Here is a 13,918-nt window from a genome sequence, read left to right on the forward strand (position 1 = left end):
CTCGATCCCGAAAGGGCTCGCCATTGCGAACAGCCTGCGAGGGGCGTGGAGCATTGGTCGTCAATAAGATCGGAATTGCCATGCCGGTGGCGTTCAGACAAACACCACATTCATTACCCGCTCAAAGCACGCTCTTTTCAGAACCATAGGGTTTGGCAATGCGGACCATGCCTTTCGTACGAAGGCGCTGGTATAAATAGAAAATCGTCATTAAGCCGATTGCTGTTCCAGCACCAAGACACAGCGCGAGCAATAGTTCTGCACCGACACGAAACGCAAGCAGAGTAACGCCCGCCGCAGCGACGATGGCACTTATGAATGCGATCATAGTCGCTGCAGTGGTCAGGTACGCCAGGAGAGGCCCAGTACGAAGAGAAGGTTCGGCGTCATTTTCGGGCCAGCGACCGAATTCCTTGGAAAACTGGAAGGCAGCCTCGTCGCCCAAAGTTCGATAGTAGGCTCTGATCCGGGCAATGCCGATATGGGCCTGCATGTTCTCAGCGGCGATGTCGACCAACCTCAAGACGGTAAAGGCACCCAGTAAAAAGACCGATGGCAGCACAACCGCGACAAACGGCAGGAAGAACTCGGAGGACTGCGTAACAAAGCCCGTTGCCACCAGAGCGCTCGACAGAGCCATAATGTAGATGGTCGTCCGCGACGCCATTTCACTTATGGACGTGCTGATCGCTGTCTGCTGCACGAAATGCTCTGTCGTCAGGGCCGCGAGAAACGAAGCATCGGGTGTCGGCGTGTCAGCCATGGAGTATGCTCCTGTCGGGTCGACCTGAGTTTTTCTTCGATATAGCGCTTGCGAGGCTGGCCGCCACTGGATGCTCCCGACGTCTGACCCATGCCGGTTTTATTGTGCCATATCCAGCGAGCCCGCATCACCGATCAGAAAGGGCCGATCATGTGGTCAGCAGATGCTGGCCATATCGCAGGCGAAATGTCTGCCGTGGTCAATCTGTATGGCCTCCTGTTGGGGATCCGGGTCGAAGCGTATTCGCGGCGCGGTTGCAGTTGGGAGCGGTTCCGCGGCGGCGCTGATGCGAGTTCGCGCATTCGTGGCAGCGGCGTCGAAACAATTCGGTCCCTAGGCCGGCAACGCGAATTCACCGGCAAGTTCAATGGTGCGGGCTTGCGGGCCGACTTTTCGGTGGCGAAGCCCATGACCACGGTCCACCAGACTCATAAATCAGCAGCCCGGATCCTGCCTACTGCGGTATCTCCAGGCCCTGCCGCAATCCTGTCGCGACGACTGAGACCCTGAATTTTCCGGCGAGTGCCCGGTCGAATATGGCGCCGACGATGATGTCGGCGTCGGCGTCGACCTCCTCGCGGATGCGGGTGGCGGCCTCATCGACTTCGAACAGCGTCATGTCCATGCCGCCCGAGATCGAGACCAGGACGCCCTTGGCGCCGATCATCGAGGCTTCGTCGAGAAGCGGGTTTGCTATCGCCGCTTCGGCGGCCTTCCTGGCGCGGTCCTCGCCCGTGGCTTCCCCGGTACCCATCATTGCGCGGCCCATGTCGCGCATCACCGACTTCACGTCGGCGAAGTCGAGATTGATCAGCCCCTCCTTGACGATGAGATCGGTTATGCAGCCGACGCCGGAATAAAGGACGCGATCAGCCATGGCGAAGGCGTCCGCGAAAGTCGTCTTTGCGTCGGCGATCCTGAAGAGGTTCTGGTTCGGAATAACGATCACGGTATCGGCGCATTCGCGAAGCTGCTCGATGCCCTCTTCGGCGGCTTGCATGCGGCGCTTCCCTTCGAAGGTGAACGGCTTGGTGACGACCGCCACGGTCAGGATGCCGGCTGCCCGGGCAGCGTTCGCTATGACGGGCGCGGCACCGGTTCCAGTTCCGCCTCCCATGCCGGCGGTCACGAAGCACATATGGGTTCCCGCTAGGTGGTCCCTGATCTCGTCGATCGATTCCTCGGCTGCCGCGCGGCCGACCGCCGGCAGCGACCCGGCGCCCAGGCCTTCCGTGACATGGGCACCCAGCTGGATCAGCCGCGATGCTTTCGACATGGTCAGTGCCTGGGCATCGGTGTTGGCGACGATGAACTCCGCACCCTGCAGATTTTCGGCAATCATGTTGTTGACCGCGTTGCCGCCGCCACCGCCGACACCAATAACGGTTATCTTCGGCCGCATTTCCGAGATGACGGGCCTTGCCGCGGTGCTCATCGTCTTGTCTCCTTGGAATTGATCGACAAAAAAGTTCCCGGAACGCGCCGCTTGAACACGCCAGGTGCAAGAATCACGTTCTATCGCCTTGGCACAGGGAATCAGAGGGTGAACTTTGCGGCAAGACAAGATGTGGGACTTGTACCATATGCGCCTGAATGAGCCGACCTTTTGAACGGGTCTCCAGTTCAATCTTCCGGAATCGGCTCGGATTCTGGCCAGCGAAAATCCACAATCTCCGGGATCCAACCCCTCCAAGCTTCACGCGCCCGCCTCACGCGCGAGGACCTTGAGAATGTGGCGGCCGATCGACGCCTGAGGCTTACCGGATCGGCATCTTGCCGCGAAACAGCGGCTGATGGGCCCGGATCAGGGCGGCAATACGGTCGGCAACCTTTCGTACTGGCGGGGAGTGGCGTTCCTCATGATGGGTGACGATCCACTGGTCGGTTTCGAGTTCGGGGATAGGATGAGCGACGCGAACCAGCCGCGGATCGCTGTCACCGACGAAGCACGGAAAGATCGAAAGGCCGGCGCCTGCGGCCACCAATTCGCGCACTGAATGGGTGTTGTTGCCGCGCACGGCGATGCGGTCGCCGTGATGGGCTTGCAGCCAGCGCGCCGATGCAATGTTTGCCCCTTCGCCGGTGACGCCGACGAACAACCCGGCGGCGATGCCGTTGATCAGGTGGCGTCCGGAATAGAGGGCATACGCGACCTTGCCGCTCTGACGGCCGGCCAGCCATTGTTCGGTCGGGCGCTCGCTGCGGATGCCGATATCGGCGGCGCGGCGACCGATGTCGACCCGGTCGGTGGTGGTGACGAGTTCCACCCTGATGCCGTCATCGACCGTCCAGATTTCGCCGATATGGCCCGAAACGAAAGCGGAGGTCCATGGCCCGGCCGAGACGCGGACAATGCGGTCGGGCAGATTTCCCTCGCGCCAGCGGGTCAGCGACTGCATTGCTGCTTCGACGTCTTCGGCGCGCCGCAGCAGTTCTTCACCGACCGGGGTTAGCCGGTAGCCGGTCTGCTGCCGTACGAACAGCGCTTCGCCGATCTGCTTTTCGAGCGCGGTGACGCGTCGTCCGAGTGTGGCTGCGCTGAGGCGCGTGGTTGCCGTCGCCGCGCTCAGGCCACCCAGCCGCGCAACGTCGAGAAACAACCTCAGATCGTCCCAGCCAATATCCATTTTGCAGAAATGAAAAACTCCTTGCGACCGTGGCTGTAGCGCGAAGCGGCCATCACGCGCAAGTATGCAGCCGTTGGAGGCGCTGGAAATTCCTGCCCTGGTGGGACAATGACAGGCACCTCGGTTGGCCAGGAAGTCAGTCCAATCCTTTGATCGTGCATACGCTTTGCGCGATTGCTTTGCGTTTTCGACCAACTCAAGAGCGTGAGGTATTTCGCTCTCAAGGAGACGATCATGTTGCATGAACTTCGACACCGTTTCGCCCGCTGGCTTGCCTATCGCCAGACGCTTGCGAGCTTGAGGCGGCTTCCAGACAGCATATTGGCGGATGCGGGCCTTTCTCGCGAAGAGCTCCGCGAGCGTGCCCGCGACGCCAGCCTGCGTCGCTGAGAGTGGAGGCGGGCATGCAGAGAATGGAGCCGGCGGCGAGAAGCAATCAGGCGTCGTCTCCTCACTGCTGAGCTGCGGCTGAATGCGCCAATACGGTTGCCACGCTTGATGCCGCCGCAGTTTCGCTCCACATCGTGAGGGATGAAGACCGAGAAATCCGAGCGGCGTCGGACCATGCTGTGGGCCTTGCCCGCATCGCTGGTCCTGCATGCGCTCATCACCGCGTTCCTGGTCTATGGCCTGCCCGTTCCTGCCCAGCAGCCGCAGGAGGAGGAACCGGTCAATGTCGCACTCGTCCCGCCACCCGAACCGCCGAAGCCTGAGCCCCCGCCGCCTCCAAAGCCTGAAGCGCAAAAGCAACCGGAACCGAAAGTAGAAAAGCCTGTAGCGGAAAAGCCGCCGGCGCTCGAGGTGCTGAAACCTGTATTCCAGTTCGGCGACAAGGATACCGGCCCCAGGAAATCCCTGGATGGAGCCAGCGCGCAGGATAATTCGCCGACACCGGTCAAGGATAAGGATACGAAGCCGCCAGGTGAGCCGAAGGACGTCGAGAGCAAACCCGCCGCGTCGCCAGACTCCGGGGAGCCGGCGGGTACGACCAAGACCGAGGAGAAGCCGGCAACCGCAGCCTCCGAGCCGACCCAGGAGAAGCAGGCAACCGAGGACGCGAGCAAGCAGGGAGCAGACAAACAAGAGCCGCAAGATGCTGACAAGCAGGCAGCCGCGACGCCGTTGGCCACCCCCGGCGATGATGGTGAGATCGAGCTTCCTGCATCGGCCCAGGCGCCGAAGGCCAGGCCCGAAAACGCGCCGAAGCGCAGCCCTGCAAAGGTCTCGAAGCCTGGAGGCGGAGGCGCCAGGAAGCCTAGCTCCACGGAGGTGGCCTCAGCCGGGGCTTACTCGGGCCTTCCGGGCGTCCGCGAGCTCTTCTCGCACGGCGCTACCGGCAATGCATTCGGCACCACCGCGACCGACGGCATGTCTCGCGGTGAGCGCGTTGCCACACTTTGCGCCAACGTGTTGGCCGAGGAGCTGAAGGGCGCCGAGTTTTCTCCCGAGTGGCTACCAATGAGACCGCTGAAGTCGGGCAATATTGTTATAGATCCGGATGCGGCCTTTCGCGCAACGATCGGATGGTACCATGTGAGCTTCCGGTGTGAGGTCGACACCGACGCGACGCGAGTGTTGTCCTTCGACTCTCGTGTCGGGTCTGCCGCCTCGCCAGCCGAAAGCGCTCAGCTTGAACAGGAACTTCGCCGGCAGCATTCGGGGGGATAGCCTGCGCGTTATCATGCCCACGCGCTGGGCGACTGGTTTATGTAGCACCAAGGCGCTGTGATTGGGTGCCGCGTGGTTGCATCTCAATCCGCCGGACGATTGGCTTTGCGCCACTCCTCATATTCGCCGCGGGCATCGTCATGCAGCGGATAGTAGCGCTGCAGCGGTGCGCCCTTCATCAGCTTCTCTCGCGAGAACTCTTCCCAATCGTGATGCTTCTGGGATTCTTCGATCACCTTTGCGGCCATTGCGACGGGAAGCACAACCGCCCCGTCGTCGTCCGCCACTATGATGTCGCCGGGGATCACCGTGACACCGCCGCAGGCGATCGGAACGTTGACGGCGTTCGGATAGATGCTGGTTTGCACATGGTAGTTGGGCGTCCAGCCGCGCAGCCATAGCGGCAGATCGAGCTTTTCCACATTCGGCCGGTCGCGCATGCATCCATCAATGACGATGCCCGTGCCGCCTCTGCCCTTGAAATAGGTCGACATCATATCGCCGAAGACGCCCGAGCTCATGTCACCGCGCGCGTCGACGACGACCACATCGCCTTCCTGCGCGTGATAGAGCACGTGCCGGTGCAGTTGCGTTTCCGGGTCGGCGTATTCTCCCTCGCTGAAGAGGTCCGGCCGCTGCGGCAGGAACTGCAGCGTCAGCGCCGGCCCGACGATCGACTTCCCATGGTTCTGCGCCACCGGACCGACCATGTGCGGATTGCGGAAACCCATGTGGCCCAGCGTGCCGGCAACCGTCGCGGCGCCGATTTCCCTCAGGGCGTCAATGAGGTCTTTGGACGGTCGCGTGATGTCAGGGATATGCGTCATTGTGGACTCCGGTTGAGATGGAACTACCAGTTCGTAACAGACCCGTCCCGGCGCCTGAGGTGAGGCGCTTCCCAGAAACGAAAAGCCTCCGCCCGGACCGCCGCTTCGTTGACCTCGACGCCGAGCCCCGGCAGGTCGCTGACCGGATAGTCGGGACCGTCGAGCCGTGGCTGCACGGGGAAGAAGTCGGAATTGTCGAAGCCCAGCTTCGTCTCGGGTTCCCTGGTCTCGAGCCACGCGAAGTTGGGTACCGCGGCGGCGAGATGCAGGGTCGCGGCCGTGCACACCGGACCAAGCGGATTGTGCGGCATCAGGTCGACATAATGCGCCTCGCTCCAGCCGGCGACTTTCATCGCCTCGGTGAGCCCGCCGACATTGCAGACGTCGAGCCGGTTGAACTGATGGATGCCGCGCTCGATGTAGGGCAGGAACTGCCACTTGCTGGCAAATTCCTCGCCGATGGCAAACGGGATGTCGGTCATCCTGCGCAGGGATTCGTAGGCTTCAGGTGTCTCGTCTCGTATCGGCTCCTCGAGGAAATCCAGCACGCCGCGGCCGAGTTTGTTGCAGAAGCTCGCCGCCTCAGCCACCGACAGCCGATGATGATAGTCGATGCCGAGAACGACGTCGTCGCCAAGCGCCTCGCGCGCCTTGTTCAGCATGCTCGCGGTAGCGCCGATCGACTCGCGGGGTTCGAAGATGTCCCTGCTGCTTTGCCCTGCGGGGAAGAAGCGGATCGCCTGCCAACCCCGTGCGCGCAGCTCCCGGGCTCGTTCGATGGCGACGTCGCCCTCGGCCTCGTCTCCGGTCGAGGCGAAGGTGGGGATGCAGTCGCGCTGCTTGCCGCCCAGCAGTTCGTAGACAGGCACCCCCAGCGCCTTGCCCTTGATGTCGTGCAGGGCGATGTCGATGGCGGAAATCGCCGCCTGCAGAACGCGCCCGCCCTCGAAGTACTGGCTGCGATATGCCTCCTGCCAGATCCGCCCGATCTGCATCGGGTCGCGGCCGATGAGAAACTCGCGATAATGCTCGACCGCGCCGGCAACGGCCTTTTCGCGCCCGCTCAAGCCGCTCTCGCCCCAGCCGAAGACGCCTTGGTCGGTCTCGATCTTGACGAGCATCTGATTACGCGTTCCAACCCATACAGGATAGGGTTTGATCGCGGTGATCTTAAGCTTTTCAGTCATCCCCAACGTTCCCAATGAACCCCGTCTTGTCTCAGCCGGCCTTGAGGGCCAGTTCAGTTTCGCCATCGAACAGATGCAGCCGCTCCTGGTCGAACTCGAGCCAGATCTGCTCGTCAGGTGCGACGGAGATGTTGGGGGACACGCTGATGTTGACGATGGCGCCGGACAGCAACGCCTGCACGAAGGTGACGTCTCCGGTCGGCTCCACTGTATAGGCCTTGGCCGGGACGCTGCCTGGCACCGCGCTCTTGTGGAGCCTGATGGTCGAGTGACGTGCGCCGAGCACGACTTTCCTGGATGTTGCCCACGCAACCTTCCGGGCGTTGAGCGGCGAGAGCTCAAGGCTCCAGCCCTCCGCGCCGGTCAACGCAGTGTTGCCGTTTGCTGTCGATGCCTCCAGTGGAACAAGGCTCATCGCCGGGCTGCCGATGAAGCTGGCGACGAACATGTTCACCGGATGGGCAAAGACCTGCGCCGGAGAATCGTATTGCAGCAGGTAGCCGCCGTTCATCACCGCCATCTTGTCGGCCATGGTCACGGCTTCGAGCTGGTCGTGCGTGACATAGATGATGGTCGCCTTGAGGTCCTGGTGGAAGCGCTTGATCTCCGAGCGCATCTGCACGCGCAGTTTGGCATCAAGGTTGGAGAGCGGCTCGTCCATGAGGAATACGGCGGGGTCGCGGACGAGGGCACGCCCCAGGGCGACACGTTGCTGCTGCCCGCCTGAAAGTTCGCGCGGCTTGCGCTCGAGCAGATGCGTCATGTCGAGCACGCGCGCCGCTTCCTTGACCTTCCTGTCGATCTCGTCCCTGGGCAGCTTGCGCATCTGCAGCGGGAACGCCAGGTTCTTGTAGACCGATTTCTGCGGGTAGAGCGCGTAGTTCTGGAACACCATCGCGATGTCCCGGTCCTTGGGGTCGAGGTCGTTGACCACGCGGTCGCCGATGACGATGTCGCCCGATGTGACCGGGATCAATCCCGCGACAAGATTGAGCGTGGTTGTCTTGCCGCAGCCCGAAGGGCCGACGAGCGCAACGAACTCGCCGTCATTGACCGTCAGCGAAACGTCGTTGACAGCTTTGAAGCCGCCATAGGTCTTGACGAGATCTCTCAGGACCACGTGGGCCATCGGCAACTCCCTACGGCATGATGCCGAAAAGTGTGAAGCGGTTTTCGGACGACATCATGCTCTATCTCTTTGATTTAAAGGCGGATTCAGATTTCAGGTCGAACAGGCCTGAAATCATCCGGCTCTAGTGTTTGACCGCGCCTTCTGTAAGGGCGCGTACGAAGTATCGTTGCAGGAGGAGGAACAGCACCACGACGGGCACGCTCATCATGAAGCTGGCCGCCATCAGGCCCGGAAAGTCCGTCGTATTCTCCGAGAAGAAACGCTGTATGCCGACCGGCAGGGTCAACTGCTCGTTCTTGGAAAGGAAGGTGTAGGCATAGATGTACTCGTTCCAGGCGCCAATGAAGGAATAGATCGCGGTGGCGATGATACCGGGCGTCGACAGAGGCATCACGATCAGGATGAAGGCCTGGAACCGGGTCGCCCCATCGATCCGCGCCGCCTGCTCGAGCTGCACCGGAATGTTGTCGTAAAAGCCCTTGAGCAGCCAGATCGCCAGCGGCAGGCCGAAGGTGAGATAGGTGAGAATGAGCGAGCCATGCGTGTTCACCAGCCCGATCGCGCGCATCAGGATGAAGAGCGGCACGAGAAAGATCACCGCCGGGAACATGTTGCGCAAAAGCACGGTGAAGAACAGGAAGTTTCGACCGGGGAAACGAAAGCGCGAAAAGGCGTAGGCCGCAGGAACGGCCACGATCACCGAAAGGATTGTGGTGACCGTCGACACGTAGAGGCTGTTCCAGAAAAAACGCAGGAAGTCCTGGCCGACGCTGTTTTGCGGATCGAGCAGCTTCTGGTAGCTGGCCAGGGTAGGCTCTTCCGGCCACCATTGCGGCGGGAACTGCATCGCCGCGAAGCCGGACTTGATCGAGGTGATCAGCATCCAGATCATCGGCAACGCGGTGTAAAGCAGCATGAACACGAGGAAGATGCGCCCGGCCCAACGCCATCCGTCGATGCGCATGCGGCGCCGGGCCGGACGTTGAGGGACCGTCTCGACGATCGTGCTCATGCGCTCCCCTCTTTGCGCTCGTTGCCGGCCAGCGCACGGACGTAGAAGTAGCCCAGCACCATCAGCATGAGGAACAGGAGTACCGAATAGGCCGATGCGACACCCCATCGCTGCCGGCCGAAGGCGAGCTCATAAATGTGGGTGATCCAGATGTGCGAAGCGTTCGACGGCCCACCACCGGTCATGATCCACGGGATGATGAAGGAATTGAAATTGGCCACTGCGAGCAGCAGGATCGTCACCGTCGAGACGTTGCGCAGATGCGGGAAGGTGACGTGCCAGAAACGCTGCCATGCATTGGCCCCGTCGACTTCCGCGGCGCGCAACAACTGGTCGGGGACCGTCTGCAAACCGGCCATCATCATGATCATGGCAAACGGAAACTCGCGCCAGATATTGACGACGATCAAGGAGGGCAGCACCATGCTGACGTTGTCGATGAAGTTCGGCGGCCGGTCAGCCAATCCGAGGCCGACCAGCACCGCGCCGATGATGCCGAAGTCCGAATGGTAGATCCACTTCCAGATATAGGAGGCGGCAACCGCGCTGATGACCCAGGGAATGATCAGGATAGCGCGCAGGACACCCCGGCCGATAAACTCGCGGTGGAGGGCCAGCGCGGCGGCAAATCCCAAGGCAAAGGCAACGAAGGTAGATGCGATCGTCCAGATCAGGGTGTTCAAGGTGACTTTCCAGAACACCTGACTGGTGAGGATGGCCGTGTAGTTGTCCAATCCGATGAAGGTCTTGTCGCGGAGCTGCAGGCCAGGCGGCGTCTTAAAGAACGACAGCTCGACCGTGTAGTAGATCGGATAGGCGATGACGATGAGCATCACGGCGATCGCTGGAAGCACGTATGCGTAGTCGGCGCGATGCTCCCAGATATTCCGCAGCATGCCGGAGCTACCGGGTTGCAATCTTCGGCGAGCCTCGGCCTTGCCGGTCACGATCGTCACGATGGCGTGCCCTTGTTGTTAGGAGCAAACCGGCTGCACGCACTGTCGGCACAGCCGGTCGGATCGCAGGTCAGGCCCGGACTAGAGTCCGTCCATCAGGTTCTTCACCTTCTCGGCCGCGTCGTCCGCTGCCTGGTCGACGGTCATCGCTCCGGTCAGGGCGTTCTGCAGCATGTCCGGGACGATGATATTCATGATCTCGGGCGATTGCGGCAGCGCCGGGAACGGAATGCCGTATGGCAACATCGAGGTGGTGACATCGAGGAACTTGATGTTGTCCAGACGTTCCTTCATCCATTTGGTCTTGAAGCCGTTGAGGTTGCCCGGGTTTGAGCCGGCATACGCCATCTTCAACGACCATTCAGGGCTCGTCCACATGCAGATGATGGCCTTTGCGGCCGGCTCGTCCACCTTGCCGCCCTCGACATATTCGGGCTTCAGGATGTGAATGTTCGAGCCGCCAAACACGACGGCCCGCTTGCCGTCGGGGCCGGTCGGAATCAGGCCATAGCGCATGTTGTCGATGACAGTCTGCGCCTTGTCCTTGTCGGCGCCCGCTGCCTTCTTCTGCAGGTCGAGCATGACGTTATAGTCGGACGGGTGCGAGACCATCATGCCGAGTTGGCCGGCGACGAACAGGGGCTGGTTATCGGCCTGCTGGTTGGTGAGGGCCGAAACCGGAACCGACTTGTCGCGAACATACATGTCGTAGGAGGCTTGCAACGCCGCCTTGCTCTGCGGGCTATTGAGCTCGACCTCCTTATAGGTCGGGTTCGCGGAGGCTTCGTCGAAGACACCGCCGCCATAGGCCCATAGCTGCGGCATGAAGCGGTACGGCGTGTTGCCGGCGTTCTTGCGCGCCACGAGGCCGTAGCCGGCTATGCCGAGCTTGTCATGGATCTGCTTGGAATATTTGACGACGTCGTCCCAGGTCGCCGGAGCCTTGTCCGGATCGAGGCCCGCACGCTTGAAAATGTCGGCGTTCCAGATGAACGCCATCGTCTCATTGTTGGTGGGAATGCCGTAGGTCACGCCATTCCAGGTTACCGCCTTCATGGCGCCGGGCCAGAAATCCTCCGTGGGATAGCCCACATCTTCCGGCTTGAGCGGCTGCAGATAACCCTTCGAGGCGAACTCGGTTCCGCCCAGGATTTGCAGGCGGACCGCCATCGGCGCCGCATTGCCGAGCAGCGCCGTGCGGAATTTGTCGAGAAGGTCGTTGTAGGTGAGGGCCTGATCCTCGAGCTGGATGTTCGGATAGGTCTTGCGGAAGGTCTCGAAGAAATCCTTGTAGTACTGGCGCAGGAGATCGGGGTCGCCCTCGAACACACCCTGATACCAGAACGTCAGTCGCCCCTTGTAGTCGAGCGGGGTGACCTTGCCGCAATCGGCGGCCGTGTCGAAATCCTGTGTGCCGGCGATGGAGCGCACATACTCCGGCGACCACTTGCTCAAGTCGACCGGCGGCGCACCCAGCGCCGATCCCGACATGAGCGACGCCATCAAAGCAGTGGCGACAGTGCCGCGCAGGACGGCACCGCCGAGTGTAATCCTCGTCATAGTATCCTCCCAGATTCTCCCATGCCGCTGTGCGCCAAGGGGCTCGTTCGACCGTGCGGGATGCGTCCTTCTGCTCAATGTATCCCTTCGATCATCTGGTACGTTTTCAGATCGTGGATTACCTGTCAACGCACCCGATCGTACATTGTTTGCAAAACCCGTGTATGATATCGAGCATGTGGTGTACTAATCGGGGGAGCCGGCTTTGGCCGAAACAAGCGATTTCAAAGCAGAGCCACCCGTGGGGATTGATCCCATCGGGGCGTCCAGCGAGGGCGCCTCGCTTTATGAACTGATCCGGGAAGACATCATCGAGGGACGGCTCGCCGCCAACGAACGACTTGTGGTTACCGATCTCGCCCGGCGTCACGGCACCTCGACCAACCCCGTACGCGAGGCGCTGCAGCTGTTGCGAGGGGAGGGCTTCGTCACCTTTGTCGCCAACCGTGGCGCGCGCGTCCGGCCCATAGACCAGGATTTCGTCCGGGATATCTACGAGATCGGAGTCCTGATCGAGCCGGCCCTGACTCGATGGTTCGTGAACATGGCGACCGGCGAGGACATCGCCGAACTCGAACGCATCCAGGCTCTGATCGAAGAGAACAACTTCACCGACACATTGCGGCACAGTGAACTGGATACCGCCTTCCACACCGTGATGTACCAGCGCCACTACAACCGCCATGCCGCCGAGCTTTGGTGGAAGCATCGCGAAGTGCTGCGAGCCGTGAGCCGGCGTTTCAATTTCACGCTCGCGCGGCGGGCCGCCATTATGCGTGAACACCGCGAGCTCATCGCGCATATCAAAGCCGGAAATGCCGACGAGGCGGCCGAGCTCATTGCCCGCCATGTCGAGGGTTCCGGCCGGCACGTTCTCGAACAGATGCGTGCGCGCAACGCCGCTCGGGCCGGATAGAATTTCCAGCCCAGAAAATCATTGGTCCGGCCATCAGACAGAGGTAGTTGAGAGATGAAAATCACGAGCGTTCGGCCGTGGCTGATCAAGTCCGATGCTTCCTATTGGGGAGAGTTCCTGTTCGTCGAGGTGACGACCGACGAAGGGGTGAGTGGCTGGGGGGAAATCACCACCACCACAAGGCTCGCCAACCGCGCGCTGTGCACGATCCTGCGGCAGATCGGTGTCGCCGTGACAGGCGAGGATCCGGCGCGTATCGAGCATCTCTGGCACAAGATTTTCCGCAGCTTCACCTATATGGGCAGCCGCGGCGCCGCTGTCGAATGCGTGAGCGCTATCGACATAGCGCTCTGGGACATTCGCGGCAAAGTTCTCGGCAAGCCGATCTACGAGCTGCTGGGCGGTCCGGTACGCGATGAAATCGCGCTCTATACCCACCCCAACCAGGCCAAGTTTACCAGCAAGGAGGCTGTGGTCCGCGAAATTCGAGACATCGTCGAATCCGGACACACCGGGCTGAAGTTCGATCCTTTCCCCCACCAGGGTCGCACCGCCGATGGCGTGGCGCGCGAACAGCGGGACGGCTACCTGGATGGCAGCATGACCCGCAAGAACGAGCGCGAGGCCGCCGAACTCACGGCCCTGATCCGCGAAACGGCGGGGCCCGATGTCGACATTCTGATCGATGCGCATGGCCGCTTCGATGTGCCCACCGCCATTCGCCTCTGCCGGAGCCTCGAGGAAGCCGGCCAGATCGACTGGTTCGAGGAGCCTTGCCCGCCCGAGAGCCTCAATGCCCTCAAGCAGGTGCGTGAGAAGGTCAGCGCCGCCATCTCGTGGGGCGAGCGCGGCCACACCAAGTGGGATTTCGTGCCCGTGCTCGAGAACAGGCTTGCGGACTACATCATGCCGGACGTTACCTGGACCGGCGGCATTACCGAACTGAAGAAGATTTCCGCCCTGTGCGAAGCCTACTATATCCCGGTCTCGCCCCATGACGCCGCGGGACCGATCAACGTGGTTGCGGGAGCGCAGGTGATGATGACGGTTCCCAACTTCTACAAGCTCGAAACGTCGGAGTGGAACCTCGATAAATACAATCACCTGATCGACAGACCGCTCGAGGTTTCGAACGGCAGTCTCAAGCTCACGTCGAAGCCGGGCCTGGGCGTCGAGATGAACCGCGACTACCTGCAGGCCCACGAGATAGAGCTTGGCTAGCAACGCTTGTGCCGGCCGGGCGTGCGGGGCGCCACCAATCAGAACGAGG

Annotated in this window: 13 protein-coding genes; 4 read left to right on the top strand and 9 right to left on the bottom strand. The window is 61.5% G+C overall.

The window, feature by feature from the left end; translation table 11 throughout:
* Nucleotides 1-121: 121 nt before the first annotated feature.
* The 3 genes from NKI10_RS02315 to NKI10_RS02325 form a co-directional block, all read right to left on the bottom strand.
* Nucleotides 122-763: a hypothetical protein gene (locus tag NKI10_RS02315; protein WP_352858351.1), complete on the bottom strand. Its 642-nt coding sequence runs from the start codon at nucleotides 761-763 to the stop codon at nucleotides 122-124.
* Between the two features lie 454 nt (nucleotides 764-1,217).
* Nucleotides 1,218-2,198, bottom strand: coding sequence for a cell division protein FtsZ (gene ftsZ, locus NKI10_RS02320; protein WP_023702103.1), 981 nt, complete (start codon nucleotides 2,196-2,198; stop codon nucleotides 1,218-1,220).
* A gap of 322 nt (nucleotides 2,199-2,520) precedes the next feature.
* Entirely contained in the window at nucleotides 2,521-3,390 is an 870-nt protein-coding gene (locus NKI10_RS02325) for a LysR family transcriptional regulator (protein WP_352858354.1), read from the bottom strand.
* Nucleotides 3,391-3,624: 234 nt separating this feature from the next.
* Between NKI10_RS02325 and NKI10_RS02330 the strand changes: the two genes are divergently transcribed.
* A complete protein-coding gene (locus NKI10_RS02330; protein ID WP_023681184.1) occupies nucleotides 3,625-3,780 on the top strand; it encodes a YjiS-like domain-containing protein in 156 nt (51 codons plus the stop codon).
* Between the two features lie 141 nt (nucleotides 3,781-3,921).
* On the top strand, nucleotides 3,922-5,058 hold the full coding sequence (locus NKI10_RS02335; protein WP_352858357.1) for a DUF930 domain-containing protein: 1,137 nt from the start codon (nucleotides 3,922-3,924) through the stop codon (nucleotides 5,056-5,058).
* A gap of 83 nt (nucleotides 5,059-5,141) precedes the next feature.
* Here the strand turns inward: NKI10_RS02335 and NKI10_RS02340 are convergent, their stop codons facing one another.
* From NKI10_RS02340 to NKI10_RS02365, 6 genes are all read right to left on the bottom strand, one after another.
* On the bottom strand, nucleotides 5,142-5,885 hold the full coding sequence (locus tag NKI10_RS02340) for a ribonuclease activity regulator RraA (protein ID WP_352858359.1): 744 nt from the start codon (nucleotides 5,883-5,885) through the stop codon (nucleotides 5,142-5,144).
* 23 nt (nucleotides 5,886-5,908) lie between these two features.
* A complete protein-coding gene (locus NKI10_RS02345) occupies nucleotides 5,909-7,072 on the bottom strand; it encodes a mandelate racemase/muconate lactonizing enzyme family protein (protein ID WP_023687861.1) in 1,164 nt (387 codons plus the stop codon).
* A 31-nt stretch (nucleotides 7,073-7,103) separates the two neighbouring features.
* The gene (locus NKI10_RS02350) at nucleotides 7,104-8,201 is read right to left on the bottom strand and encodes an ABC transporter ATP-binding protein (RefSeq protein ID WP_352858362.1); all 1,098 of its coding nucleotides are present in this window, start codon (nucleotides 8,199-8,201) and stop codon (nucleotides 7,104-7,106) included.
* A 124-nt stretch (nucleotides 8,202-8,325) separates the two neighbouring features.
* Entirely contained in the window at nucleotides 8,326-9,216 is an 891-nt protein-coding gene (locus tag NKI10_RS02355; RefSeq protein ID WP_023729478.1) for a carbohydrate ABC transporter permease, read from the bottom strand.
* Nucleotides 9,213-10,172, bottom strand: a complete 960-nt coding sequence (locus NKI10_RS02360) for a carbohydrate ABC transporter permease (protein ID WP_352858365.1) — start codon at nucleotides 10,170-10,172, stop codon at nucleotides 9,213-9,215. Before NKI10_RS02360 ends, NKI10_RS02355 begins: the two co-directional genes overlap by 4 nt.
* Before the next feature lie 81 nt (nucleotides 10,173-10,253).
* Entirely contained in the window at nucleotides 10,254-11,732 is a 1,479-nt protein-coding gene (locus NKI10_RS02365; RefSeq protein WP_352858368.1) for an ABC transporter substrate-binding protein, read from the bottom strand.
* A gap of 205 nt (nucleotides 11,733-11,937) precedes the next feature.
* Between NKI10_RS02365 and NKI10_RS02370 the strand changes: the two genes are divergently transcribed.
* Nucleotides 11,938-12,648 carry a GntR family transcriptional regulator gene (locus tag NKI10_RS02370; RefSeq protein WP_023681193.1) on the top strand — a complete coding sequence of 237 codons (711 nt, stop codon included), beginning with the start codon at nucleotides 11,938-11,940 and terminating at the stop codon, nucleotides 12,646-12,648.
* 54 nt (nucleotides 12,649-12,702) lie between these two features.
* Nucleotides 12,703-13,869 (top strand): mandelate racemase/muconate lactonizing enzyme family protein, encoded by a 1,167-nt coding sequence (locus NKI10_RS02375; RefSeq protein WP_352858371.1) that lies wholly within the window; start codon nucleotides 12,703-12,705, stop codon nucleotides 13,867-13,869.
* The last annotated feature ends 49 nt before the right edge of the window (nucleotides 13,870-13,918 follow it).

The organism is Mesorhizobium sp. M0802 (genome assembly GCF_040320115.1).
Lineage (GTDB): Bacteria > Pseudomonadota > Alphaproteobacteria > Rhizobiales > Rhizobiaceae > Mesorhizobium.